Here is a 26,225-nt window from a genome sequence, read left to right as displayed (position 1 = left end):
CTCCCCATACGGAAGTCCGGTCGATGACACAGCGCACACGCCCCGCCCGGCCCGGCAGCCTCACGCTGAGCGACAGTCCCAGCCGAAGCACCCGGCGCACCCGCCGTACCCGCCAGGCCGTGGCCGTCCTCACCGCCGCCCTCGTCGGCGCCACGGCGGCCTGTGCCGCGCAACAGCCGTCCGCGGAGAGCGGGCAGGGGCAGGGTCGCGCGTCCGCGCCCCGGCACCCGGCGCCCGCGCCGTCCGCGGCGGGTGGCGGCGCGGGCGACGCGCGGACGTTCACCCTCGTCGCATCCGGCGATGTCCTGCCGCACGCCTCGATCATCCGCAAGGCGAACGCCGACGCGGGCGGCGACGGCTACGACTTCGGCCCGATGCTCGCGGGCGCGCGCTCCGTGGTCGCCAAGGCGGACCTGGCGATCTGTCACATGGAGACGGTGTACGGCGCGAACGGCGACTACACCGGCTACCCCTCCTTCAAGTCGCCCCCGCAGGTGGCCACCGCGCTCAGGGCCACCGGCTACGACTCCTGCTCCACCGCGTCCAACCACACCCTCGACGACGGCGCCGACGGCGTCCAGCGCACCCTGGACGCCCTCGACCGGGCGGGCGTCAAGCACGCGGGCTCCGGCCGCACCGCCACCGAGGGCCGGTCCCCGGCCTGGCTGCGCGCGGGCTCCGCGAAGGTCGCCCAACTCGCGTACACCTACGGCACCAACGGCATTCCGCTGCCCAAGGGCAGGCCCTGGTCGGTCAACCTCATCGACCGGGACCGCATCCTGGCCGACGCCCGGGCGGCCCGGAAGGCGGGCGCGGACGTGGTGGTCGTCTCGCTGCACTGGGGCAGCGAGTGGCAGGACGCCCCGGACCGCCAACAGCTCGACCTCGGCAAGCGGTTGACGTCCGCGCGCACCGCGGGGCGGCCGGACGTGGACCTGATCATCGGCACCCACGCGCACGTCCCGCAGGCCTACGAGAAGGTCAACGGGACCTGGATCGTCTACGGCATGGGCGACCAGATCGCCGGCGACATGATCAACCACGCGGGCGCCCGTGACCCGCGCGGCAACCAGGGCACCGCGGGCCGCTTCACCTTCGCCGCCCCCGAACGCCCCGGCGACCGCTGGGAGGTGCGCAAGGCCGAGTTCGTGCCGTTCTGGTTCGACACGGACGCGGGCCGTGTCGTCAACCTCAACGCGGCCCTCGCCCGCGGCGCGGACGTCGCCGACGTCCGCGACCGCATCCGCCGCGTCACGCTGAGCCGGGGCGCCGCCGAGGACGGCCTGGTGATGGGCCGCTAGGACCGGTCCGGCGGCGCACCGGACCCGGTGGGGCGGGCCTCAGCGCACCACGCGGTGGTTCAGGTAGACCACGCCTGAGCCGAACGCGCGGGTCTCGACGAGTTCGAGGTCCACGCGGCGCTCGTCCTTGGCGAAGAACGGGATGCCGCCGCCGACGAGTACCGGGTAGACCATGACCCGGTACTCGTCGATGAGACCCGCCGCGGCCGCCTCGGCGGCCAGGGTCGCGCCGCCGATGGCGATCTCGCCCTCGCCCGGCTCGGCCCGCAGCCGCTCGATCTCCTCGGCCACGCTGCCGGTGGCCAGCCGGGCACTGCCCTCGACCGTCGACAGGGTGGTGGAGAACACCACCTTGGGCAGCGGATTCCACAGGGCGGCCCACTCGTGCCCGGCCTCGTCGAGCGCCGGGTCCTGGGCGGCGGTCTCCCAGTACAGCATCGTCTCGTACAGCTTTCGCCCCATCAGATGGACGTCGACCCCCCGGATGTCGTCGATCCAGAAGCGGAAGACCTCCGCGTCCGGCTCCGTCCAGTTGAAGCCGCCGTCCGGCCCGACGATGTAGCCGTCGAGCGAGGCGTTCATCGAGTAGGTCACTCTGCGCATCGGTCGTCCTCTCTCGGTGATGGGCCGGCCGTGCGGCTACGGCGTGTTCTTCCCCGCCGTCCCCGGATCGGTCCGCGCCAGCTCCGACTTGCGGTAGGAGTACGCGAAGTACACCACCAGACCCAGCGCGAACCACACGGCGAAGCGGACCCAGGTCTGCCACTCCAGGAACGTGATCAGCCAGATCGAGAAGACGACGCCGATCGCGGGCACCACCGGCATGCCGGGGCAGCGGAAGGTGCGCGGCAGGCCGGGCTGCTTGTAGCGCAGCACGATCACCGCGACGCACACCACGACGAACGCGAGCAGGATGCCGATGTTGGTTAGCTCGGCGGCCTCACCGATCGGCAGGAACCCGGCGATGGCAGCGGACGCGAAGCCCACGATCCAGGTGACGCGCGTCGGCACGTGACGGCTCTCGCTGGTCTTCGCGAACCACTTGGGCAACAGCCCGTCGCGGCTCATCGAGAACCACACCCGCGTGCAGCCCAGCATGAACGTGAACATCACGGTGAGGATGCCGATGATCGCGCCGACGGCGATGACGTCCGCGAGCCCGCCGAGGCCCGCCGCCTTGAAGGCGGAGGAGAAGCCGCTCTCGGGGTCGATGTCCTTGTAGTCCTGCATGCCGGTGAGGACCAGACAGGCGAGGACGTACAGGACCATCGAGATGGCGAGCGAGTACAGGATCGCCTTCGGCATGTGGCGCTGCGCGTCCTTGGACTCCTCGGCGGCCGTCGACATGGCGTCGTACCCGAAGACCGCGAAGAACACGGTGGCCGCGCCCGTGAAGGCGCCGCTGAGGCCGAACGGGAAGAAGGGCGAGTAGTTGCCCGTCTCGACGTGGAAGAAGCCGACGCCGATGACGAGGAGGACGACGAGGACCTTCAGGACCACGACGACCATCTCGAAGCGGGCCGCGTTCTTGATGCCGAGCGTGAGCATGTACGCGATGAACAGACACAGCACGGCGGCGAACAGGTCGACCTTGTGGCCGTCACCGGTGCCGGGCGCGCCCAGCATCCAGGTGGGCAGCTCCGCGCCCATCTCGCCGAGCAGGAAGTTGAAGTAGCCGGAGATACCGATCGCGACCACCGCGACGATCGCCGTGTACTCCAGGATCAGATCCCAGCCGATGAACCAGCCGACCAGTTCGCCGAGGACCGCGTACCCGTAGGTGTACGCCGAGCCCGCCTTCGGGATGAGCCCCGCGAACTCCGCGTAGGAGAACGCGGCCGCGGCGCTCGCCACGCCCGCGATCAGGAACGAGATGAGGACCGCGGGGCCCGCCTTCTCGTTGGCGACGGTGCCCGCGAGCGTGAAGATGCCCGCCCCGATGATGCCGCCCACGCCGATCGCGGTGAGCTGCCACAGGCCGAGCGTGCGGGTGAGCTGCGCCCCCGCACCGCCCGCCTCGGTCTCCTCGATGCGGTCGATGGGCTTGCGGCGCAGGACGCCCTGTCCCGGTCGCGGTCCGGCCATGGGCTTCACCTCTTCGCTGGCGGCGGTCGGCTGATGGCCGATCATGATGGCCCAGCGGCCCGAGGCGGAAGAGACGCCACGCACCCCCCGCGCGGGCGGGCGCGCGCCGGGGGCGAGGTTCGCCCGGTCGGCCTACGACGGCCTCCTGAGGTGCCCCGGGGGTGGCGCTACGGCACCACGGGCTACGGCACCACGGTGACCGGCCAGCGCCCCGCCTTCACCAGACGCACCGCGACGGAGCCGACGATGCGGTGCCCGGCCTGCTCGGATGCGCCGACCACCACGGCGTCCGCCTTGAGCTCGTCGGCGGCACTGACCAGGCCGTTGTAGGGGTCGCCGCGGAAGGTGTGGAACTCCCAGCGCACGTCGAATATCCCCTTCACACGCTCCGTGGCGTCGCGGATCTCGGCGATCAGGTTCTCCGCGATGGCCTCGGTGGTGTCCGCGACGGGCGCGCCGAGGGCCGCGCCCGCGGCGAGGACGGGCTGGACGTAGACCACGGCGAGCAGCGCCCGCTGCCTTCGGGCCAGCCCTCCGGCATATGCCGCCGCGCGCAGCGAGGAGTCCGAGCCGTCGACTCCGACGACGATCACCTTCGGCCCATCGGTGCCGCGTTCGAACTGGTGGGCCTGTTCAGGGGCGTCTTCCGTCACCCTCCGAGGCTAGCCCACGCCCCGGGACCCCCGGGTCGTGGGGCGTGCCCCGGCAGGGGCGCGGGGAACTTGCGCGCCGAGCCACGAAACAGCCGCAGACGCGTCTGCGGGGCCCTCGGCAGACGCGGCTGCGGCTCTGCGTCGGTTGCTCGCGCAGCTCCCCGCTCCCCTGCCGGGGCACGACCTCCTCGCTCCTCGCCGGGCACGACCCCGGCCCCGAGAGGGCGGCCGACGGGCGGACGCGGCCCGAGGTTCTTAGAGTCGGGTGCATGAGTGAGTCCGAGGCCGAGCCGGGCGCAGCCCCTGGCGCCGGGCGACGGCGCGCCCTGGCCAAGGTCCCGGAGGGCTTCGCGGGGTTCTTCGGCGCCCTCGGCCTGTTCTGCGCCGTCCTCGCCGTCATCGCGCCGCTGCGGCACCTGCTGCGGCCGGTGATCCGCTTCCTCGACCTGATCACCGTCCCCGTCAGCGCGAACCTCGCGTACGCCGTCTTCCTCTTCCTGCTCGCCGCCGCCATCGCCGCCCGCAAGAAGGTCGCGTGGTGGCTCGTCGTCATCTACCTGGGCCTGCTGCTCGCCTTCGACGTGCTCGGCATCGCCCTCGGCTACTGGTCCGAGTCGGTGCCGTCCCTGGTGGTGTGCGGCGGGGCGCTGGTGTTGCTGATCCTGGCGCGCGGCGAGTTCTACGCCGACTCGCGGCGCGGCGCCGTACGGCGGGCCGTCGGGGTGCTCGCCGCGGGGCTCGGCGTGGCGGTGCTCCTCGGCTGGGGGCTCGTCGAGCTGTTCCCCGGGACGCTGCCGCGCGGCGAGCGGCTGCTGTGGGCGGCCAACCGGGTCTTCGGCGGGCTCATCCACGGCCACGACTACTTCGACGGCGCGCCGCCGCGCCCGCTGTTCTTCTTCCTCGGCCTGTTCGGCGCGCTCGCCCTCCTGAACGCCGCGATGACGCTGTTCCGCTCGCAGCGCATGGAAGCGGCGCTGCACGGCGACGAGGAGCCCCGCATCCGCGCCCTGCTCGGCCGGTACGGCGACCAGGACTCCCTCGGCTACTTCGCGACGCGGCGCGACAAGGCCGTCGTCTTCTCACCCAGCGGCAAGGCGGCCGTGACCTACCGCGTCGAGGCGGGCGTCTGCCTGGCCAGCGGCGACCCCGTCGGGGACCGCGAGGCCTGGCCGCACGCCATCGGGGCCTGGCTGGACGTGGCCAGGCGCTACGCCTGGGCGCCTGCCGTGATGGGCGCATCCGAGGAGGGCGCGAAGGCCTTCGCCCGCGCCGGGCTCGGCGCGCTGCAACTCGGTGACGAGGCGATCCTGCACGTGCCCGACTTCGACCTGGACGGCCGCGACATGCGCGTCACCCGCCAGGCCGTGAACCGGGTCCGGCGCAGCGGCGCCACCGCCCGCGTGCGCCGCCACTCCACCCTCACCGACGAGGAGATGGAGGAGATCATCGACAAGGCGGACGCCTGGCGGGACACCGAGACCGAGCGCGGCTTCTCCATGGCCCTGGACCGGCTCGGCGACCCCGAGGACGGCGACTGCCTGCTCGTCGAGGCCCTCGACGCCGACGGCCGCCTGCTCGCGCTCCTCTCGCTCGTGCCCTGGGGGCGCGACGGCATCTCCCTCGACCTGATGCGCCGCGACCGCAGCGCGCCCAACGGCGTCATGGAGTTCATGGTCGCCGAACTGTGCGCGGTGGCGCCGAAGTTCGGGGTGAGGCGGATCTCGCTGAACTTCGCCGTGTTCCGGTCCGTCTTCGAGGAGGGCGCCCGGATCGGCGCGGGCCCGGTGCTGCGGCTCTGGCGCCGGCTGCTGCTGTTCTTCTCCAAGTGGTGGCAGCTGGAGGCGCTGTACCGCTCCAACGCCAAGTACCACCCCGAGTGGTACCCGCGCTTCATCTGCTACGGCGACACCGGCTCCCTCGCCCGCATCAGCCTCGCCTCCGGCATCGCCGAGGGCTTCGTCTCCGTGCCCTCGCTGCGCACGCTGTGGGGCAAGGGCCACACCAAGCCCCGCGGCGTCACCAAGCCCGCCACCACCGAGGGCCTGCCGTCCCTCACCGCGCTCGGCTTCGGCGCGGCCGCCGACGACACCGCCCGCGACCCGGTGGCGGCCCTGCCCGAGCAGATCCGCATCCGGCACCGCAAACTCGACCGGCTGCGCGCGGACGGCGTCGACCCCTACCCCGTCGGCATCGCCCCCCGCACCCACGAACTGGCCGCGATCCGCCCGGACATGATGGGCGATCAGGTCACCGTCGCGGGCCGCGTCATGCTCGTACGCGACTTCGGCGGCGTCGTCTTCGTCGTGCTGCGGGACTGGTCCGGCGACCGCCAACTCGCCTTCACCCGGGACCGGTCGGGGCCGGACGTCCTCAAGGCCTTCACCACGGGCACCGACATCGGCGACCACGTCACCGCCACCGGCGAGGTCGGCCGCAGCGACAGCGGCGAGCTGACCGTCTTCGGCACCTCCTGGCAGCTCACCGGCAAGTGCCTGCGCCCGCTGCCCGACAAGCGCCGCGGCCTCGCCGACCCCGAGGCCAAGGTCCGCCGCCGCTACCTCGACCTGGTCGCGAGCCCCGCCGCCCGCGACGCCGTGCGCGCCCGCTCCACCGCTGTCCAGGCGCTGCGCCAGGGCCTGCTCGACCGCGGCTACCTGGAGGTCGAGACACCGATGCTCCAGCAGATCCACGGCGGCGCCAACGCCCGCCCCTTCACCACCCACATCAACGCCTACGACCTCGACCTGTACCTGCGCATCGCCCCCGAGCTGTACCTGAAGCGGCTCTGCGTCGGCGGCATGGAGAAGGTCTTCGAGATGGGCCGCACCTTCCGCAACGAGGGCATCTCCTACAAGCACAACCCCGAGTTCACGATGCTGGAGGCCTACCAGGCCTTCGCCGACTACGACGTCATGCTCGACCTGACCCGCGAACTCATCCAGGGCGCCGCCACCGCCGCCTTCGGCGCCCCCGTCGCCCGCAAGACCGGTGCCGACGGCGCCGTCACCGAGTACGACATCTCCGGTACCTGGCCCGTCAAGACCGTCTACGGCGCGATCTCCGAGGCGCTGGGGGAGGAGGTCGACGCGGACACCGAGCTGCCCGCCCTGCACCGGCTCTGCGACCGCGCCCACGTCCCGTACACGATCGACGACGGCCGCGGCGACATCGTCCTGGAGATGTACGAACGCCTCGTCGAGGAGCCGACGACGCTGCCCACCTTCTACAAGGACTTCCCCACCGACGTCTCCCCGCTCACCCGCCAGCACCGCGCCGACCCGCGCCTGGCCGAACGCTGGGACCTCGTCGCCTTCGGCACCGAACTGGGCACGGCCTACTCGGAGTTGACCGACCCCGTCGAGCAGCGCCGCCGCCTCACCGCGCAGTCGCTGCTGGCCGCCGGGGGAGACCCCGAGGCCATGGAGCTCGACGAGGACTTCCTCGACGCCCTGGAGTACGCCATGCCGCCCACCGGCGGCCTCGGCATCGGCGTCGACCGGCTCGTCATGTTCCTCACCGGCCTGACCATCCGCGAGACGCTGCCGTTCCCGCTGGTCCGCCGCCGCTGACCGGCCCGCCGCCGCGCGGTCCGGCTGGTCCCATCGGGTGCAATCGCGCGCCCCGACGGTGTCGCACAGGGGCCGCGGCCTTCGGCCGTGCGACGGATTAATGATGAAAACCGATCAGATGCCTTCGGGGCGCCGCGCGCTGCTCCGCTGTGCCGCCGTGCTCGGCGCGGCCACCACGGCCCGGCTCCTGACCGCGGACACCGCCGCGACCCCCGGCAGGGTCGCCTCCGGAACCGGGGCGGCCGGCCCCGCCGCGGGGCCGCAGACCGGCCGCGCGCCGAAGTCCCCGGCGCGGGCCGCCGCGTACCGGCTGCGCCCCATGACCGGGTACGGGCCCGAGCGCGGCGCGCCCGCGCGCCCGCCGGTGCGCCGCGCGCCGATCCTGCGGCTGCCGGGACGTGCCCGCTCCATGGTCCTGAGCTTCGACGACGGGCCCGACCCGCGCTACACCACGGACATCCTGCGCACCCTGCGGCGGCACGACGCCCGCGCGATGTTCTTCGTGTGCGGCGAGATGGCGGCGGCCCATCCGGACCTGCTGCGCGAGATGGTCGACGACGGGCACGTGATCGGCAACCACACCTGGAGCCACCCGCTGCTGCCGCGGCTCTCCCGTGCGTCGATCCGCCGCCAGATGGAGCGCACCTGCGACATCGTCGACGCCACGGTGGGGCGGCCACCGCAGTGGTTCCGGGCCCCGTACGGAGCCTGGAACCGGGCGGCCTTCGAGCTCGGCGCCGAACTCGGCATGGAGCCCCTCGCCTGGACCGTGGACACCCTCGACTGGCGCACCCCCGGCACCGGCACCATCGTGCGCCGCGTCCTCGGCGGCGCGGGCCCCGGCGTCGTGGTGCTCTCGCACGACGCGGGCGGCGACCGCTCGCAGAGCGTGCAGGCGCTGCGGACCTATCTGCCGGAGCTGGTGGACGCGGGGTACCGGCTGACCGTGCCGGGACAGCACACCTAGGCGCCGGGCCGGGCGGCCGTCGCGGCCGCCCGGCCCGGGTAGGTCAGCGCACCTCGACGAGGCGGGCGAACACGACGACGTTCCCGTCGTAGCCGTTCTGCTTGGAGAAGCCGCCGCCGCAGGTGATGACCCGCAGTTCGGGCGTGGGGCCGCTCGCGTACACGCGGCCGCCGGGGAAGTTGTTCTTGTCGAAGACCTCGATGCCGTAGATCTCGAAGACGGCCGTCCGCCGGTCCTTGCGCAGGACCTCGACACGGTTTCCCTTCTTGAGCGAGCCGAGGCCGTAGAAGACGGCGGGTCCGCGCTGGTTGTCGACGTGTCCGACGACCACCGCCGTGCCCTTCTCGCCCGGCGACACCGCCCCGGTGAACCACCCCGCCAGATTGGGGTCGTCCGGCGGCGGCGCGTCCACCCAGCCCTCGGCGTCCAGGCCGACCGCCATCACGGGCGCGTCGACCCGGATCGCCTTGATGCGGACGCGGTCGGCGGGGGAGAACGCCAGCGGGGCGGGGCCGTTCGACGTGGCGGGGGCGCGGTCCGCCGCGGCGGCCGAAGCGGGCTGCGGCGGGCCGGCGTCGAACTCGCCGGAGCCGTTGCGGATCAGGGCGAGACCGGTCAGCAGGACCAGCGCCATGACGCCCCACGGTGCGCGTTTCCGCTGCCTTTCCTCCTCGTCGAATTCTTCCGAAGGCCGGGACGAAGACATTCTCTATCCCCTCTCAACGCGGCATTTCGGCCGCGTCCGGTGCGCGTGGGAAAAACGCTATGCGCAGCGCGCGCGGCGTGCGAAAGGGCGGGCGCGAACGGGTGGCACGCGGCCGGGGCCTGCGCCATCCGAGTCGTCGCCCGCAGGAAATTTCTGACGGTCCGTGACCTGCGGCAATATCCACTCGCGCGGACGCGCCCCGGCGTGTCCCCTCACCAGGACGGCCGATTCCCGAAATGCGGCTGCTCGCAGGGCGTCTGAGGGTCTATCTGGGAGGCGCTCTCGCCGATCGACCGGGGAAATGGTGTCCCCGGGGCGCCTGCCGCGGAGGAAGATACCCATGCGCAATTCACGTGCTCTGGCGGCCGTGGTCGCCGCAGGCGCCCTGGTCGGGTTCGCGGCGCCGTCCGCCGCGGCCTGGGCGGAACCGAGCAACATCGTCGCCATGCCCAGCGTCATCGCCCGCGGCGGCCAGCTGACGGTCACCGTCGACGGCAGCTCCTGCAGCACACCCGGCAGCTACGTCGAGTCACCGGCGTTCCCGCGGACCAACCTGCATCACATCCAGGGCGGCTCCACCGCGAGCGCGACGGTCAAGGTCAACCACAACGCCCACCCCGGCGCGTACGACATCACGGCGAACTGCGGCGGCAAGCCCCTCACCCGGCCCGCCGCCTTCACCGTGATCCACGGCGGTGTCCGAGGCGGCGTCGGGGGCAGCACCACGTCCGGGGCCACGCGGACCGACATGGCGATCGGCGGGGCCCTGGTGGCGGCCGCGGCCGTCGGCGGCGGGGTGTTCTGGATGCGCCGCCGGTCCGAGAGCAAGGCCTGAGACTCCCCGCGCCGGACGGGGCGTGACGGACCGTCCGGCACCCGCACGGCCGACCGGCCCGGCGCGTCCCCTTCCGCGCCGGGCCTGCCGCCTGTACCGGGGGACCAGCACGTGTCGTCAGGACTCGCCCTGGCCGGTGCGCCGCCTGGTCCAGTAGTACGCCGTGCCGATGACGCCCGCGATGAGGGCGCCGCCGAGGGCGAGCTGCCCGCCGTCGAAGCCGCCGGAGCTGCCGCCGACGCCCGCCTTGACGCCCCGGGTGTGGTGCGGGGTGGGGTGGTGGCTGGGGTTGCTGGTCGAGCCGCCGCCGACGATGGTCAGGTCGGTCGTGCCCGACTCCTGACCGCAGGTGAACGTCACCTCGTACATGGCACCCGGCTTGGCGTCCCAGAAGACCTTCGCGGTGGCCGACGACTGGCCCTTGGGGATGGTCACGTCGTCGAAGACGCCCGACGTCACCTTGGTGTTGTGCTCACAGCCGTCGACGCTGAGCGTGACCTGGCCGCCCGCGGCGATCGTGGACGGCGTGACCCGGAACCCGAACGACGTGATGTTCTCCTCGCCCGTGACGGCCGCGGACGCCGGAGGCGCGGTGAGGGTCAGGGCGGTGGCGGTGAGCAGAGCGGCCGAAGCGACGCGTATCGCGCGCATGAGCAAATCCTCCGGGTCCCCGAGGAGCAGCCGCGGACCTTCTTCCGCTTGCGCCTGTTATGCACCTCGATGTCCCGAACGCTAGGCAGGGCCGGGCCCGCCCGCGATCGGTGTCGTGCGAACGGGGCATTCCTGTGGGCCGGACAGGGGAACGGGGCGGCGCGGCGTGGCGGTACGGGCGCGGGGATGTGGCAGGGCGTCAGGCGCGGAGGGCGAGGGAGGGCGAGGGAGGGCGAGGGGGCGAGGGAGGGCTGGGAAGGAGGCTGGGGAGAGGGCGAGGGAGAGAGGGGGCGGAGAGGCGGAGAGGCGGAGAGGCGGAGAGGCGGAGAGGCGGAGAGGCGGAGAGGCGGAGAGGTGGAGAGGCGGAGAGGCGGAGAGGTGGAGAGGTGGAGAGGTGGAGAGGGCGGGGTCCGGGTGGAAGGTGGACTTCCGGTGGTCGCCGGTCCGTGCGGGTCACACACCGTGTGCGCGCCGCGCACACATTGGCGCGGCGCACACACTCCCCGCGGGGCGGGGTCGGGGGTTTGATGACGCATATGCCGCACGGATGGAACGCCACGGGGGAACACACGGGGGCGTCCGGCGGCTGGGCCACCGGTACTTCCCCAGGGCCGGTGGCCCCCGCGGCGGCCGGGCGGGGACCTGATCCGTGCCTCCCGAAGGGTTGACCCGGCCCGGCCCTGTGTCCCGCGCCGCCGGTCCGCCGGACGGCGCTATGAGCGCGCGTCCGGGAACAGCGCCTCGAACGGCTCCGCCGTCGCCCCGATGCCGCGGCCGTAGGGCGCGTCGAAGTCCCAGATGAGGAAGAGCAGGAAGGCGATCAGGGCGGAGAAGAGTCCGGCGAGGATCAGTTCGCGGGTGGTGCGGCGGATCTGGAGGGCGAAGATGAGGCCCACCGTGACGAGGCCGCCGGTGATGAGGCCGAACCAGACGACGCCCGGCATGGTGGCCTCCGCGCTGTCGCCGCGGGCGCCGCGGGCGTCGTCGGCGAGCGAGACCTGGTCGATCAGGGGCTGGTAGGCCTGGGCCTGGAAGTCGGACTTCGGTTCGTAGTCGGTGACGTCGTTCCGCAGCCGGGCGAGGAGTTCGTCCCCGCGCTCGGTCAGCTCGCCGCGCTCGGTCATGGTGTCCCACTCCGTGCTCACGACATGGCCGACATACGCCCGTACATCGTCGCGGATCCGTTCCCGTGCCTCCCGCGGGTACACCCGGACCCGCTCATGGACCTCGTGCAGGGCCTGGGCCTCGGCACGCACATGATCCTGGGCGGCGCTGCGGGCCTCCCACACACCGGCCATGGCGAGGCCGAGGACGATGGCGTACACCACACCGATCATCATCGTCATGTACTCCATGACATCCGGAGTTTCCGAAGTGTCATAGTCCGTGGAGGTTCGTCGGTGCCGGAGCACCACGATGGCGAGGACGACGGCGCATGCGGCGGCCATCGCGAGGGTGAGAACAAGCCATTCCGACAAGGGTTCCTCCGGCGGTCAGCGCGGTCGCAGAGCTGCGACGGCGAACACCGCGGGCGCGGTGACGAGCAGGGTGAGCGAGACCAGGGACGGCCCGCCGCGGGGCGGTTGTTTGCGCGGCGGCGCGTGGTACACGGGGTAGGCGACGGGCGGGGGTGACGGGGCGGGGCGACGGGCCTTCGGGGCGGCGGGGGGAGGGGGTGTGACCTGGGGTTCGACGGTCGGTGGGGGAGTGACGGGCGGGCGTGGTGCGGGGGCCGCGCGGGGTGGCGGTGGAGCGGGTGGCGGGGGCGGCGCGGGCTCGGGCGGTGGTGTCGGTTCGGGGGGTGGGGCCGGGGTGGGTGTGGGGGTCGGCTTCGGGGGTGTCGGTTCGGGCGTCGGGGTGGTTTTGGGGGGCTGCGTCGGCTTGGGTGGCTTCGGGGAGGGTTTGGGGGGTGTGGGCTTCGGCTTCGGCGGGGGCGTGGGCTGCGGCGTGCACCCCGGCCCGCTCCCCGCGACGACGGCTCCGCCCTGACCGGTGGACGCGTACGCGCACGCGTCCGCGGGCGTCACCGCGACGGCGCCCGTCGGTGCGCCGAGGAGCCAGCTCAGGGTGAGTAGTGCGAGGGCGCGTGTGACGGGGGCCGAACGGCCCCTGGAGGATCCGGGCACGATCGAGATCATGGACCGCGCGCCCCTCGCGCGGGCGCGAGCGGGCGGCCAGTCGTCCGAACGTGGGACCGGCCGCACGCGGGTTCGCGCCCTGGTCGCGGCAGGGCGCACCGCGACCGCCGACGCGGCGTCGGAAACTTTTTCGCGGCCGCGTTGAACGCTTGGCCCACTCCCGCCCGTACCTAGGGCCATGCGTGACGCAGCAGGCGTCGCCGGACGCTACGTGCGTCACAACAGCCAAGCACTAAGCGGGAGTTGAAGATGCAGCATGTATCAGGGGGTTCCCCCAGGGCCTGGCGGAGCGCCTCGCTCGTAGCAGCAGCTGCGGCCATGCTGGCGCTGACGACGGCGTGCGGTCAGGAGAAGGGGGAGCAGACCCCCAAGGGCCAGAACGTGGGCAACGAGGCTCCGGTCAAGGACGGGGCGGGCGCGGGCGACGGCTACGGCTCGGGCGGTGGCTACGGCTCGGACTCCGGGAGCGGCAAGAGCAAGGCGAAGGCCGCCGGGCAGCTGTCCGTGTGGGACAGCAAGAAGCTCGGCAAGGTCGTCACCGACAGCGAGGGCTTCACGCTCTACCGCTTCGACAAGGACACCGCCGAGCCCCCCAAGTCCAACTGCGACGGCGCCTGCGAGACCGCCTGGCCCGTGGTGGCGGCCAAGGGCGCCAAGGCCGCCCCCGGCGTCGACGAGTCGCTGCTCGGCGAGGTCACCCGGTCCGACGGCAGCAAGCAGCTGACCATCGACGGCTGGCCGATGTACCGGTTCGCCAAGGACGCCAAGCCCGGCGACGCCAAGGGTCAGGGCGTGGGCGGCACCTGGTACGCCGCCGCGCCCGACGGGAAGAAGGCCGCGCCCGCCGCCGACTCGGGCGCGGACTCCGGCGGCGACGCCGGCAAGCCCGCCGACCCGGCCGGACTCTCCACCCGCAACGACCCCGAGCTCGGCGAGATCGTCGTCGACAAGAACGGCATGACCGTCTACCGCTTCACCAAGGACTCCGCCTGGCCCATGAAGTCCGCGTGCACCGGCGCCTGCCTGGAGAAGTGGCCCGTGGTCAAGCCGGTGGCCAAGAACGACACCAAGGGCATCCTGAAGAAGGGTTTCGTCACCTTCAACCGCCCGGACGGGCTCAAGCAGCAGACCATCGACTGCTGGCCGCTGTACACCTTCGCCGGCGACAAGAAGCCCGGCGACACCAACGGGCAGGGCGTCGGCGGCACCTGGTTCGCCGCCGCGCCCACCGGCAAGGCGGTGGGCGCCACGAAGTAGCCCGCGCGGTTCATCGGGTACGGCGGTTCATCGAGTACAGCAGCCGCCCTCCCCCCACTCAGACCGGTCCGTTCCTTCCGCACCAAAGGGAAGGAATGGACCGGTTCTTTGGGCTGTGTGCGGCACTTGCCAAAGGCAGTGACCGAGAACGGACGGCCAATTTCCGTTTGGACTCGCTCCGTTGGCTGACGATCAGTAGCCTCACCTTCGAACACCGGCTCGCCTTGATTACGCCTAAGCCTTGGAGTGTTGATGGAGCGTCCCGACTGGGCCCCGCCGGGCATCGACATGACGATGCCGAGCGTGGCCCGGATGTACGACCACTATCTGGGCGGCTCGCACAACTTCGAGGCGGACCGGGAGGCCGCGCGCAAGGCGATGGAGTTCATGCCGGGGCTCCCCAAGATCATGCAGGCGAATCGTGCCTTCATGCGCCGAGCAGTGCGTTTCTGCGTCGACGAGGGCGTCACGCAGTTCCTCGACATCGGCTCGGGCATCCCCACGTTCGGCAATGTCCACGAGATCGCACAGCGGGCCGACAGCGCCGCCCGCGTCGTGTACGTCGACCACGACCCGGTCGCCGTTGCGCACAGCCGTGCGGTTCTCGAAGGCAATGACCAGGCCGCGGCGGCCTACGCGGATCTGCGGAAACCCCGCGACATCCTGGGGAGTTCCGAGGTCGGAAGCCTCCTGGACCTCGATCGGCCAGTGGCGCTTTTACTGGTGGCCATACTCCACTTCGTCGAGGACGCGTACGATCCCTACGCGGCGGTCGCCGAACTGCGGGACGCGCTGCCGCCCGGCAGCCCGATCGCCGTGACGCACGCCTCGTACGAAGGGATACCGGTCCCGCAGGAACAGGCCGACGGGACCGTCGGCGTGTACAAGGACATCCGCAATCCATTGATCATGCGATCGCGTGCCGAGATCGCGCGGTTCTTCGAGGGATACGACATGGTGGAACCCGGCCTCGTGCCGATGCCGCACTGGCGGGCCGACACGGAGCTCGCGGAGGAGGACCCCTGGTCCTTCTCCGGGTTCGCCGGCGTGGGGCGCAAGCGTTGAGCGCGGACCAGGACGGGCCGGAGGACAGACTGCGCAGGTTCGCCACCATCTGGAGCCGCGCGCTGTTCCCGGTGACCGCCACCTCGCTCACCCGCCCCGAGTTCGAGAGCCGATTGCTGCCGCTGGCCCGGCAGTTGCGGACGGCCCTGGAGGAGCGGGTCTTCCACGCCGCCGCCAGTGAGTCCGTGGGCGCCGCCCTCGTCGAGGCGCACTGCACCGAGCCGGAGGCCCTGAGCCGCACGCTCGACGTCGTCGAGGCCTATCTGGTGCTGTACTGCGGCGCCGCCACCGCCGCCGATGCCGCGGTGACCGAGGCCGCCGCCGGTGACCGCGAGGAGCTGCGGGCCCGCTGCTCCCGGATCCAGCACGCCGTCGCCGCCGGCTTCGCCCGGGCGCTGCGCGAGCGCACCCGCGCCGAGCAGGAGGCCATATCCCGGGCCGCCCTCGACGCCCGCGGCACCGTCGCCGAGGCCCTGCACGCCAGCGAGGCGCGGTTCCGCGCGGTCTTCCACGGCGCCGCCATCGGCATCGGCATCGCCGACCTCAGGGGCACGGTCCTCGAGGTCAACGACGCCCTGATCCGCATGTTCGGCGGCCTGGAGCACCAGCTGCGCGGCCGCAACGTGGCCGAGTGGACGCACCCCGACGACTCCCCGCACGTCTGGCGCCTCTACGAGGAACTGGTGCGCGGCGACCGCGAGCACTACCGCGTCGAGAAGGCCTTCTACCGCCCCGACGGCACCGTCCTGTGGACCAATCTGACGGTGTCCCTGCTGCGCGACGCCGACGGGGCGCCGCAGTACCAGCTGGCGCTGATGGAGGACACCACCGAGCGCCGCCTGCTCAATCTGCGCCTGCGCTACGAGGCCACCCACGACGCGCTCACCGGCCTGCCCAACCGGACCCTGTTCTTCGAGCGCCTGGAGAAGGCGCTCTCGGCGGGCGAGGGCTCCCGCTTCGGTCTGTGCTACCTGGACCTCGACGGCTTCAAGACCGTCAACGACAGCCTCGGGCACGCGGCGGGCGACCGCCTCCTCGTCGAGGTCGCCGACCGCCTCCAGGCCTGTGCCACCGCCCCCGGCGAGATGGTCGCGCGGCTCGGCGGCGACGAGTTCGTGGCGCTGACCACGGGCCCCGACACCGAGCACGAGGTCGACGAGCTGGCCGGGCGCATCATGAACGCGCTCGCCACCCCGATCCGCGTCGACGGCCGCGAACTGACGGTGCGCGGCTCCATCGGCATCGTCGAGGGACCCGCGGCCGAGCGCGGCGCCGCCGAGGTCCTGCGCAGCGCCGACATCACGATGTACCGCGCCAAGCACGCGGGCGGCAACCGCTTCGAGCTGGCCGACCCGGAGGCCGACGCCCGCGCCATCACCCGGCACGGTCTGACCACGGCCCTGCCGTTGGCCCTGGAACGCGGCGAGTTCTTCATCGAGTACCAGCCGCTCGTGCATCTCGGTGACGGCAGCGTGCGCGGGGCCGAGGCCCTGGTGCGCTGGCTGCACCCGCAGCACGGCGTCATCAGCCCGGACCGCTTCATCCCGCTCGCCGAGCACACGGGTCTCATCGTGCCGCTGGGACGCTGGGTCCTGGAGCAGTCGGTACGTCAGGCGCGTGCCTGGGAGGCCGCGACCGGGGCGGACCAGGCCCCCGGCCCGCTGCGCGTCAACGTGAACCTGTCACCGTGCCAGCTCACCCACCCCGGCCTGGTCTCCGACACCGTCGAGATCCTGGAGCGCGCGGGTCTCGCGCCCGGCTCCCTGTGCCTGGAGGTCACCGAGTCCGCGCTGATCGGCGCCGACGACGACCTGCTCAAGCCGTTGCGCAGGCTCGCCGAGATGGGCGTGGACATCGCGCTCGACGACTTCGGCACGGGGTACTCCAACCTCGCGAACCTGCGGCGCCTGCCGGTCAGCGTGCTCAAGCTCGACCGCGCCTTCACCCAGGGCATGCAGCACTTCCCCGCCGACCCGGTCGACCTGAAGATCATCGAGGGCATCGTGTCCCTCGCGCACAGTCTTGACCTGGCCGTCACGGTGGAGGGGGTCGAGACCGGTGCGCAGGCCGATCAGCTGCGTGAGCTGGGCTGTGACACGGCTCAGGGCTGGTACTACGCCCGGCCCGGGCCGCCGGACCGGCTGCATGAGCTGGCGCTGGCGGACGCGACGTGAGTGGCGGGTGCGCCTTTGCCGGGGCGCCCTGGCTGGCGGGGGCGCCTTGGCCGAGGGCGCTTTGGCCGGGGGCGCCTTTGCCGAGGGCGCCTCTGCCGGGGTGCGCCTTGGCCGGGGTGGGTTTCCGCGGGGCCGGGGGAGTGGGCATTCGCGCTTCGGGGTGCCTCTTGACGGTGAGGGCGCGGCTGCGGGTGGTTGGTGATCGGGCGCGCAGTTCCTCGCGCCCCTTCGAGGGCTCCCGCCCGCTGTCAGGCTCGGGGGCTTCCCCCCGGCTGTCAGGCTCGGGGGACAACTCCGTCAGGGGCGTTCCGGGGCCGATGATGTCGCCGACGGGGACGGGCTGGGGTTGTCCACCGGGGACGTGACGTTGTTCGCCCACGTCGTCGCCAGCACCGTGGCCACCGCCGCCATCGTCGCCACCAGGACCGCGCTGAGCGGCGTGGCGAGGGACGACAGGCGGCGGAAGTTGCGGATGTGGCCCCAGAGGAGGTCGGCGCGGCGCACCAGGCGTATCTCCCAGAACAGGGCGAGGCCGAGGGCCAGGACGGTGCTCTGGGCGAGGAGCAGGAAGACCGAGAGCGCGACCGGTCCCTGCGGCACCCGCAGCCGGGGCACCAGCAGCAGCACCTGCACCGCCGACATCACGGTCCACATCCAACCCGCCTTGGCCACGGGGGTGTTCCCCCGCAGCCATGGATACAGGTATCCGTACACGAAGCCGTGCGCGAGCCACACGCATGTCGGCGCGCCCGCGACGGTCACCGCCTCCGGCACCCCGCTGTAGCCCTGGGCCTGCCACGCCGTCCACGCCGTCCACGGCAGCGTGAGCAGCGCCGCGGCGGACACCGCGGTCAGGCCGTTGGACCAGGCGGTGCGGCCCCCGGAGCCGCCGAGCGCGACGGCCTTGAGCCGCGCCGTCTCGCGCGCCGCGTCCGCCGGGGTGGGTCTGCGCAGGCTCTGCCACTTGTCCTCCCAGTCGTCGGCGGGCAGGGACGTGTCGGCGAGGGTGCCGCGGGACGACGTCAGGAAGCGGTGGCGGCCCTCGGCGAACAGCAGCGCGCGGGCCAGGGAGTTGAGCAACCGGGCGTGCGCGGCGCCGGTCACGCGGTGCAGCCGCTTGGCGTGCTCCGCGCGGGCGGGCGGAAGCAGCAGATGGGCGCCCGCCCAGGCCATGAAGAGCGCAGCGGCGGTCGTCCAGTAGGGCAGCCAGTTGTCCGGGCGGCCGATCACGGTCGCGGTCGCGGCGAACAGGAGCAGGGTGACGCAGTCGCGCCGGGCGCCGGGGCCCAGGCGGCGTGGCTCGGTGCCGGTGGCGTAGAGGTGCGCGATCAGGACGACGAGGGCCGCGCACCACATGATCTGGGCGCCGGACGCGATGGTGCGCACGCCGTAGATGAAGTCGTCGCCGGGCCACTGGCCCGCGAGTTGGGCGAAGAGGTCGCTGGTGGGCGGGCGCTGCGGCTTGCGCAGGGTCGTCCACCAGGGGAGGAGGACGGCGACGAGCACCGCGCCCAGGGCGAGTCGGCCCCGCCAGCCGGGCCGGATCGGCGGCGGCAGCAGCGGGCAGGTCAGCAGGAGCAGGGCGGTCACCCAGGGCACGGGCAGCAGGAAGGCCAGCGGCCAGGACACACCGACGGCGCGGTCGTCGATCGTCCAGGCGTTGGTGGTGGGCGACCACTGGAAGTCCCAGGGCAGGACCTGCAGGACGACGGAGGTGGCGACAGCCGTCCAGGCCGCCACGGCGAGCGGCGCCGCCCAGGGGCGCGCGCCGGTCCCGCACAGCCCGAGCCGCAGCGCCGCGTACACGGCACCGGCCGCGAGGGACGCGCTGACCAGGCAGGTCAGCACCGCCTCGGTCCAGCCGCCGGACCCCATGAGCCAGGCCATCAGGACGAGGGCCACGGCGGGGGCGGCGAGCACGCACAGCTCAAAGCGGTGCGGGAGGCGTCCGGCGCGCAGGTGCAGGGTGACGGTGACCGCGAGCACGGGCAGGACGAACAGGACGGTGCCGAGGAGCGTGCCCTGGGTTCGGGACTCCATCGGCAGGGTGTTGGGGACCAGGGCGTTGTGCGGATAGCTGACGGCCCCCCACAGCCAGAACAGCACGCGCCACTTGGTCGAGTACGTGTGCAGGAGCAGGGCCGCGACGGCGAGGAGCAGCGCGGTGACGGTGACCGCGATGGCGGCGCGGGTCCGCCGCGGGCTCGCCGCGGAGCCGCCGGGCGCGGTGAGGAAGACCGTGAGTGCCCCTCCGGCGACGGCGCCCAGGGCGAGCAGGGACAGCAGGGCCTCGGGGCTGCTGCCGGGGCGGACCTGCCAGACCGGCGTGTTCGTGTCCTTCTTGGGTGCCTGCGCCCGCACGAACTCGGCGAAGACGAACGTGGACTTGCGCGCGGGCAGCGTGTACTCGACGGTGCGGGCCGTCTGGCGGTCGGGCTGCCCCTGGGCGCTGAATCCCCAGCCGTGCGGTACGTCCAGGCTCCATCGCCAGCGGCCCGGAGGATGTGGCACCGGGCGCCCCTCGGCATCCGGGGCCAGGGAGTTGAGTCCGAAGGAGATCACACGGCCGGGCGCGAGACCGGTGAACGTGACGCCGTGCTCGGCCGTGACCGTCACCGTGCCGCTCGCGGACGCCTGGCTGACCGTGCAGCGAGCCGGGAAGGCCGTTTCCGTCTCCTTGACGGCGGGCCGCATGGCGACGAGGGTGCCGAATCCACCGGGGATGGCGGTGGACACCTGGCGGAAGGTCGTCGGCGCGGCCCGGAGTCGTTCGGCGAGCGGGTCCGACTCGCGCAGCCGGAGCCGGTAGCGCGCGGTGACCCGCCATTTGTCGCCCTTCTCGCGACTCAAGCGTACGGAGATCTTGCCGCTGCTGCCCTTGCCCGGCCGGACTTCCGGGTCTGGCACGGGCAGGGTGGCGTTGCCCGGGGGCACGACCATGCCCATGCTCACCTGCGCCCGTTCGACCGCCTGCGCGGCCACCTGGCGCCGCGTGGTGTCCCCCCACTCGTCCGAGGCCCACACCGCGCACGCCACGACCATCGCGCACAGCAGCACCACCACCGCCGTCCGGCCCGCGGTCACCGCCCTGCTCCCCGTCGTCGTGCCCCCGCCCGCAGCTGTCGCCATGGGCGCCCCCTCCCGCTCACGGACGGCCAGGTTAGAGCCGGGCGCACACCTTGGGGACCCGTCGGATGGCGTGAAATACCCAGCGCACAGGGCACGTTGAGGGGCGCGCGTTCACGCTCGCGCCCCCTTGGGGTGAGCCCACAGAGAGCCGGGCTACCTCGCGAGCAACATGCGTTGCAGCTCCCGCGCCGCCCGCGGTGGCGCGACGTCGCTGCGGTGGGCCAGCGCGATGGTGCGGCGCAGCCGGGGCCGGGACAGCGGGGTCATGCGGAGGCCGCTGCCCGCCCGCTCCGCGACCATGCGGGGGACGACGGCGACGCCGAGGCCCGCGCGGACGAAGCCGAGGACGGCGTCCATCTCGCCGCCCTCGACGGCGAACTCGGGCTCGAAGCCCTCCGCGCGGCACGCGGCCACCGTCAGCTCCCGCAGGTCGTAGCCGTGCCGGAACATCACGAGCCGCTCGCCCTGGAGGTCGGCGACGCGCGCGGACGCGCCGAGCCCTGCCGCGTCCGGCGAGGACACCACCACCAGGTCCTCACGCAGCAGCTCCACGGTCGTCAGGGCGGGCGACGGCGTGGGCAGGGGCAGCACCACCAGGGCCAGGTCGAGGGCGCCGCGCGCGAGGTGGCGCACGAGGTCGTGGCTGCCGCCCTCCTCGATCAGGAGCTGGACGCCGGGGTGGCGGTCGTGGAAGTCGCGCAGGACCTGGGGGAGGAGCCCCGTGCAGACGCTCGGGGTCGCCCCGAGCCGCACCCGGCCCCGGCGCAGCTGCGCCAGCTCCTGCACCTCGATGCGGGCGGTGTCGGCGTCGGCGAGGATGCGGCGGGCCAGCGGGAGCAGGGCCTCGCCCGCGTCGGTGAGCGCGATGTTCCCGCGCGCCCTGCTGAACAGCTCGGCGCCGAGCTCCTTCTCCAGGGCCCGCACCTGCTGGGAGAGCGACGGCTGCGAGACGTGCACCTGCTCGGCGGCCCGCGTGAAGTGCCGGGTCTCGGCGACCGCGACGAAGTAGAGGAGCTGCTGGAACTGCATGCGCACCACGATAGACGATGCATAGACAGAGCCTATGGAGATGAGCAGAACCATCTCTTGGACTGATCGGGACCTTCGGCCGTAGCGTCTCTGACATGGCTCTGGCAACGCGGACGAACCGACGACCGTCGAATGAGGGCAGTGCGCGACAGCCCCCGATGAGGGGTGGCGGTCGGGTGACGGGTGGACGCACGGTGTGGGACTCCACCGTCGGCAAGAAGGCCGTGATGGCGGTGAGCGGCCTGATCATGCTGCTCTACCTGGTCGCCCACATGGTTGGGAACCTGAAGATCTTCTTCGGCCCCGGGGACTTCAACCACTACGCGCACTGGCTGCGCACCCTCGGCGAGCCCGTCATGCGCTGGGAGTGGACCCTGTGGGCCGTCCGCTTCGGCCTCGTCGCCGCCGTCGTCGCGCACGCCGTCTCCGCGTACCAGCTCAGCCGCCGCGACATCAAGGCCCGCCCGAGCAAGTACGTGCACAGCAAGCCGCGCTCCAGCTACGCGACCCGCACCATGCGCTGGGGCGGGATCATCCTCGGCCTGTTCATCGTCTGGCACATCCTCGACCTGACGACGGGCACCGTGCACCCGGGCGGCTACGAGCACCTGCACCCGTACCAGAACGTCATCGACACCTTCTCCACCTGGTACGGCAACGTCATCTACATCACGGCCGTGGTCGCCCTCGGCTTCCACGTCCGGCACGGGTTCTGGAGCGCCGCCCAGACCCTCGGCGTGGGCAACGCGGCCCGCGACCGCTTCCTGAAGATCTGTGCCAACGGCCTCGCGCTGCTGCTGACCGTGGGCTTCGTCTCCGTACCCGTCGGCGTCATGACCGGAGTGGTGAGCTGACCGATGAACAACTTTGCCGAGTACACCACCGGAGAGCCCGTCGTCGACACCAAGGCGCCGAAGGGCCCCGTCGCCGAGCGCTGGGACACCCGCCGCTTCGAAGCGAAGCTGGTCAACCCCGCGAACCGCCGCAAGCACACCGTGATCGTCGTCGGCACGGGCCTCGCGGGCGGCTCCGCCGGCGCGACCCTCGCCGAACAGGGCTACCACGTCGTGCAGTTCTGCTACCAGGACTCGCCGCGCCGCGCCCACTCCATCGCCGCGCAGGGCGGCATCAACGCCGCGAAGAACTACCGCAACGACGGCGACTCCGTGCACCGCCTCTTCTACGACACCGTCAAGGGCGGGGACTTCCGCGCGCGGGAGTCCAATGTGCACCGCCTCGCGCAGATCTCCGTCGAGATCATCGACCAGTGCGTGGCGCAGGGCGTGCCGTTCGCCCGCGAGTACGGCGGCCTGCTCGACACCCGCTCCTTCGGCGGCGTCCAGGTGTCCCGCACCTTCTACGCCCGCGGCCAGACGGGCCAGCAGCTCCTCCTCGGCGCGTACCAGGCGCTGTCGAAGGAGATCGCCGCCGGGAACGTGGAGCTGCACCCGCGGACCGAGATGCTGGACCTGATCGTCGTCGACGGCCGGGCGCGCGGCATCGTGGCCCGCGACCTCGTCACCGGCAAGATCGACACCTACTTCGCCGACGCGGTCGTCCTCGCGTCCGGCGGCTACGGCAACGTCTTCTACCTGTCGACGAACGCCATGAACTCCAACGCGACCGCCGTGTGGCGGGCCCACCGCCGTGGCGCGTACTTCGCGAATCCCTGCTTCACGCAGATCCACCCCACCTGCATCCCGCGCACCGGCGACCACCAGTCCAAGCTCACCCTGATGAGCGAGTCGCTGCGCAACGACGGCCGCATCTGGGTGCCGAAGGCCAAGGGCGACAAGCGCCCGGCGGGCGAGATCCCCGAGGACGAGCGCGACTACTACCTGGAGCGCATCTACCCCTCCTTCGGCAACCTGGTGCCGCGTGACATCGCGTCCCGCGCCGCCAAGAACGTCTGCGACGAGGGCAGGGGAGTGGGTCCCGGCGGCCAGGGCGTGTACCTGGACTTCGCCGACGCGATCCACCGCATGGGCCGCAAGGCGGTCGAGGAGAAGTACGGCAACCTCTTCGACATGTACGAGCGGATCACCGCGGAGAACCCGTACGAGGTCCCCATGCGGATCTATCCGGCCGTGCACTACACGATGGGCGGCCTCTGGGTCGACTACGACCTCCAGACCACCGTGCCGGGCCTGTTCGCGATCGGCGAGGCCAACTTCTCCGACCACGGCGCGAACCGCCTCGGCGCCTCCGCCCTGATGCAGGGCCTCGCCGACGGCTACTTCGTCCTGCCCGCCACCATCAACGACTACCTGGCGCGCAACCCGCACAAGGACGAGGCCGGCGCCGACCACCCGGCCGTCCGCGAGGTCCTCGCGGAGACCGAGGACCGCCTGAACCTCCTCCTAGCCGTCGACGGCGACCGCACCCCGGACTCCTTCCACCGCGAACTCGGCGAGCTGATGTGGGAGTTCTGCGGCATGGCCCGCACGGACGCGGGGCTGCGCAAGGCCCTGGAGCGGATCCCGCAGATCCGCGAGGAGTTCTGGCGCCGCATCAAGGTCCCCGGCACCGGCGAGGAGTTCAACCAGTCCCTGGAGAAGGCGAACCGCGTCGTCGACTACCTGGAGCTGGCCGAGCTGATGTGCCTCGACGCGCTGCACCGCGCCGAGTCCTGCGGCGGCCACTTCCGCGAGGAGTCCCAGACCCCGGACGGCGAGGCCGAACGCCGCGACGAGGAGTTCTCGTACGCGGCGGCCTGGGAGTTCTCCGGCACCGGCACCGCACCCGTCCTGCACAAGGAAGACCTCGTCTTCGAGTACGTCCACCCCACTCAGCGGAGCTACGCATGAAGCTCACCCTGCGCGTCTGGCGCCAGAAGAACGCCGACGCCGACGGCGCGATGTCCACGTACGAGGTGGACAACATCTCCTCCGACATGTCCTTCCTGGAGATGCTCGACACCCTCAACGAAGAACTCATCGTCAAGGGCGAGGATCCGGTCGCCTTCGACCACGACTGCCGCGAGGGCATCTGTGGCGCTTGCTCGCTCGTCATCAACGGCGACGCGCACGGACCCGAGCGCACCACGACCTGCCAGCTGCACATGCGGTCCTTCAAGGACGGCGACACCATCGACATCGAGCCGTGGCGGGCGGCCGCCTTCCCGGTCATCAAGGACCTGGTCGTCGACCGCTCCGCCTTCGACCGCATCATCCAGTCCGGCGGCTACATCAGCGCCCCGACCGGCGCCGCCCCGGAGGCCCACGCGACCCCGGTGCCGAAGCCGGACGCCGACTTCGCCTTCGAGCACGCCGAGTGCATCGGCTGCGGCGCCTGCGTCGCGGCCTGCCCCAACGGCTCGGCGATGCTTTTCACCTCCGCCAAGGTCAACCACCTCAACGTGCTGCCGCAGGGCGCCCCCGAACGCGAGACCCGCGTCCTGGACATGGTGGCGCAGATGGACTCCGAGGGCTTCGGCGGCTGCACCCTCACCGGCGAGTGCGCGACGGCCTGCCCGAAGGGCATCCCGCTGCCGTCGATCGCGGCGATGAACAAGGAGTGGCTGCGGGCGACGCGCAAGGCGCGCCGCTGATCCTCAGCGGCGGGACCGTACGTCCGCCCCGTACCGCGTCTCGTAGTCCGGCACCACGAGCCGTGAGGCGGGGCTCAGGTCGCGGACCTGGGTGACGAAGTCGTCCAGGTCCGTACCGACCTTCCGGGGCGGCTCGGCCAGCGGCCGCTCGAAGTCGTCCCAGTGCACGGGCACGATCACGCCGGGCCGCTCCAGCGCGTCGAGCAGCCGCGGCACATAGCGGTGCGTGGTCGCGGCCGACGCCACCGCGAGCATCGCGATGTCCGGCGCGAGGCCCCGGAAGGACCGCTCGTCGAAGTCGCTCGCCCCCATGAACAGCGCCGAAGGCGCCCCGTCCGGCGTCACCTTGAAGGCCAGCGTGTCGCCCTCCGGCAGGTCCGCGACGGTCCGTGGCGCCGTCGCGGGCGGCGCGTTCAGGGTGCCGGGCGCGAAGTAGGAGTACGCGGCGTTGCGGCTGTGCCGGGAACCCGCGACCTCCACCACGTACCCGTCGAAGTCGAGGACCTCACCGCCCTTGACGACGACGAGCTGAGCCGCGTCCACGCCGAAGGACCGCAGCACGTGGTACGTCGTCTCGGTCCCGATGACCCGCGCACCCGTCGCCTTCGCCAGGAAGGGCACGTCGTTGAGGTGGTCCCAGTGGGTGTGCGTGACGCAGATGACCTCCGGGGTACCCGCGTGCCTGCGGACCAGCGGCTTGTCGGTGCGCAGACGCGTGGCGGGGTCGAAGGAGCCGCCGAACAGACCGGTGTCGAAGCGGGTGACGTAGGGGTCGACGAGCACGGTCGCCGTTCCCGGCTGCCGCCGTGCCTCGTCACGCTTCGCCCGCTGGATGTCGATCCGCCACCCCGAGGTGCCGAGCCAGCGGTACGTGACGGTGCCCGCGTCGCGCGTGCGACGGGCCGCCGACCCGGTGTCGGCGGCCGCGGTGCTCGCGAGCATCGGTGCGGCAGCCCCGAGTGCGGCGCCGCGAAGAAGGGTGCGGCGGCCGGGGCTTGTGGTTCTCCCGTTGGTGTTCATGACGGCAGCGAAGCAGGTGACGCACCGTCATGTCCAAGAGTGAATTAGTCGCGGATTGATATGAGTTGAGATATCGACGCAGGTCAGCCGTCTCCT

At 72.3% G+C, this 26,225-nt stretch carries 19 protein-coding genes; 10 read left to right on the top strand and 9 right to left on the bottom strand.

Annotated elements, in window-relative coordinates; translation table 11 throughout:
* The first annotated feature begins 23 nt into the window (after window positions 1-23).
* A complete protein-coding gene (locus tag QUY26_RS04395; RefSeq protein WP_289943780.1) occupies window positions 24-1,301 on the top strand; it encodes a CapA family protein in 1,278 nt (425 codons plus the stop codon).
* A gap of 39 nt (window positions 1,302-1,340) precedes the next feature.
* Here QUY26_RS04395 and QUY26_RS04390 read toward each other — a convergent pair whose 3' ends face one another.
* The 3 genes from QUY26_RS04390 to QUY26_RS04380 form a co-directional block, all read right to left on the bottom strand.
* Window positions 1,341-1,904, bottom strand: a complete 564-nt coding sequence (locus QUY26_RS04390) for a dihydrofolate reductase family protein (RefSeq protein ID WP_289943779.1) — start codon at window positions 1,902-1,904, stop codon at window positions 1,341-1,343.
* A 36-nt stretch (window positions 1,905-1,940) separates the two neighbouring features.
* Window positions 1,941-3,386, bottom strand: coding sequence for an amino acid permease (locus QUY26_RS04385; RefSeq protein ID WP_289943778.1), 1,446 nt, complete (start codon window positions 3,384-3,386; stop codon window positions 1,941-1,943).
* Between the two features lie 182 nt (window positions 3,387-3,568).
* Entirely contained in the window at window positions 3,569-4,039 is a 471-nt protein-coding gene (locus QUY26_RS04380) for a universal stress protein (protein WP_289943777.1), read from the bottom strand.
* A 269-nt stretch (window positions 4,040-4,308) separates the two neighbouring features.
* Here QUY26_RS04380 and lysX point away from each other — a divergent pair, with 269 nt between their 5' ends.
* A complete protein-coding gene (gene lysX / locus QUY26_RS04375) occupies window positions 4,309-7,608 on the top strand; it encodes a bifunctional lysylphosphatidylglycerol synthetase/lysine--tRNA ligase LysX (protein ID WP_289943776.1) in 3,300 nt (1,099 codons plus the stop codon).
* Between the two features lie 103 nt (window positions 7,609-7,711).
* Window positions 7,712-8,575 (top strand): polysaccharide deacetylase family protein, encoded by an 864-nt coding sequence (locus QUY26_RS04370; protein ID WP_289943775.1) that lies wholly within the window; start codon window positions 7,712-7,714, stop codon window positions 8,573-8,575.
* A 43-nt stretch (window positions 8,576-8,618) separates the two neighbouring features.
* Here the strand turns inward: QUY26_RS04370 and QUY26_RS04365 are convergent, their stop codons facing one another.
* Complete coding sequence (locus tag QUY26_RS04365) at window positions 8,619-9,281, bottom strand: class F sortase (RefSeq protein WP_289943774.1); 663 nt, start codon at window positions 9,279-9,281, stop codon at window positions 8,619-8,621.
* A gap of 340 nt (window positions 9,282-9,621) precedes the next feature.
* On the opposite strand from QUY26_RS04365, the gene QUY26_RS04360 reads away from it, so the two are divergent.
* Entirely contained in the window at window positions 9,622-10,116 is a 495-nt protein-coding gene (locus QUY26_RS04360) for a hypothetical protein (protein ID WP_289943773.1), read from the top strand.
* A 117-nt stretch (window positions 10,117-10,233) separates the two neighbouring features.
* Here the strand turns inward: QUY26_RS04360 and QUY26_RS04355 are convergent, their stop codons facing one another.
* Together QUY26_RS04355 and QUY26_RS04350 are read right to left on the bottom strand one after the other, a co-directional pair.
* Window positions 10,234-10,767 carry a hypothetical protein gene (locus QUY26_RS04355; RefSeq protein WP_289943772.1) on the bottom strand — a complete coding sequence of 178 codons (534 nt, stop codon included), beginning with the start codon at window positions 10,765-10,767 and terminating at the stop codon, window positions 10,234-10,236.
* A 713-nt stretch (window positions 10,768-11,480) separates the two neighbouring features.
* Window positions 11,481-12,245, bottom strand: coding sequence for a DUF4239 domain-containing protein (locus tag QUY26_RS04350; protein WP_289943771.1), 765 nt, complete (start codon window positions 12,243-12,245; stop codon window positions 11,481-11,483).
* Between the two features lie 909 nt (window positions 12,246-13,154).
* On the opposite strand from QUY26_RS04350, the gene QUY26_RS04345 reads away from it, so the two are divergent.
* From QUY26_RS04345 to QUY26_RS04335, 3 genes are all read left to right on the top strand, one after another.
* Complete coding sequence (locus tag QUY26_RS04345) at window positions 13,155-14,162, top strand: SCO0930 family lipoprotein (protein ID WP_289943770.1); 1,008 nt, start codon at window positions 13,155-13,157, stop codon at window positions 14,160-14,162.
* A 252-nt stretch (window positions 14,163-14,414) separates the two neighbouring features.
* Entirely contained in the window at window positions 14,415-15,227 is an 813-nt protein-coding gene (locus QUY26_RS04340) for an SAM-dependent methyltransferase (RefSeq protein ID WP_289943769.1), read from the top strand.
* The gene (locus QUY26_RS04335) at window positions 15,224-17,401 is read left to right on the top strand and encodes a putative bifunctional diguanylate cyclase/phosphodiesterase (RefSeq protein ID WP_289943768.1); all 2,178 of its coding nucleotides are present in this window, start codon (window positions 15,224-15,226) and stop codon (window positions 17,399-17,401) included. The genes QUY26_RS04340 and QUY26_RS04335 overlap by 4 nt, the downstream gene beginning before the upstream one ends.
* A 297-nt stretch (window positions 17,402-17,698) precedes the next feature.
* On the opposite strand, the gene QUY26_RS04330 is transcribed toward QUY26_RS04335, so the two are convergent.
* Both QUY26_RS04330 and QUY26_RS04325 read right to left on the bottom strand, forming a co-directional pair.
* Window positions 17,699-20,530, bottom strand: a complete 2,832-nt coding sequence (locus QUY26_RS04330; RefSeq protein WP_289943767.1) for a hypothetical protein — start codon at window positions 20,528-20,530, stop codon at window positions 17,699-17,701.
* A gap of 153 nt (window positions 20,531-20,683) precedes the next feature.
* Entirely contained in the window at window positions 20,684-21,559 is an 876-nt protein-coding gene (locus QUY26_RS04325; protein ID WP_289943766.1) for a LysR family transcriptional regulator, read from the bottom strand.
* A 95-nt stretch (window positions 21,560-21,654) separates the two neighbouring features.
* Here QUY26_RS04325 and QUY26_RS04320 point away from each other — a divergent pair, with 95 nt between their 5' ends.
* Genes QUY26_RS04320 through QUY26_RS04310 form a run of 3 tightly spaced genes read left to right on the top strand, consistent with a single transcriptional unit; the run spans window position 21,655 to window position 25,109 of the window.
* A complete protein-coding gene (locus QUY26_RS04320; protein ID WP_289943765.1) occupies window positions 21,655-22,413 on the top strand; it encodes a succinate dehydrogenase in 759 nt (252 codons plus the stop codon).
* A 3-nt stretch (window positions 22,414-22,416) separates the two neighbouring features.
* Window positions 22,417-24,366, top strand: a complete 1,950-nt coding sequence (locus QUY26_RS04315) for a fumarate reductase/succinate dehydrogenase flavoprotein subunit (protein WP_289943764.1) — start codon at window positions 22,417-22,419, stop codon at window positions 24,364-24,366.
* Window positions 24,363-25,109: a succinate dehydrogenase/fumarate reductase iron-sulfur subunit gene (locus tag QUY26_RS04310; RefSeq protein WP_289943763.1), complete on the top strand. Its 747-nt coding sequence runs from the start codon at window positions 24,363-24,365 to the stop codon at window positions 25,107-25,109. The genes QUY26_RS04315 and QUY26_RS04310 overlap by 4 nt, the downstream gene beginning before the upstream one ends.
* Window positions 25,110-25,112: 3 nt before the next feature.
* Here the strand turns inward: QUY26_RS04310 and QUY26_RS04305 are convergent, their stop codons facing one another.
* Window positions 25,113-26,129 carry an MBL fold metallo-hydrolase gene (locus tag QUY26_RS04305; RefSeq protein WP_289943762.1) on the bottom strand — a complete coding sequence of 339 codons (1,017 nt, stop codon included), beginning with the start codon at window positions 26,127-26,129 and terminating at the stop codon, window positions 25,113-25,115.
* Window positions 26,130-26,225 lie beyond the last annotated feature (96 nt).

It is taken from the genome of Streptomyces flavofungini (assembly GCF_030388665.1).
Classification (GTDB): domain Bacteria; phylum Actinomycetota; class Actinomycetes; order Streptomycetales; family Streptomycetaceae; genus Streptomyces; species Streptomyces flavofungini_A.
Note: the sequence above shows the minus strand (reverse complement) of the source record. Positions and strands in the feature narration are given on the sequence as shown.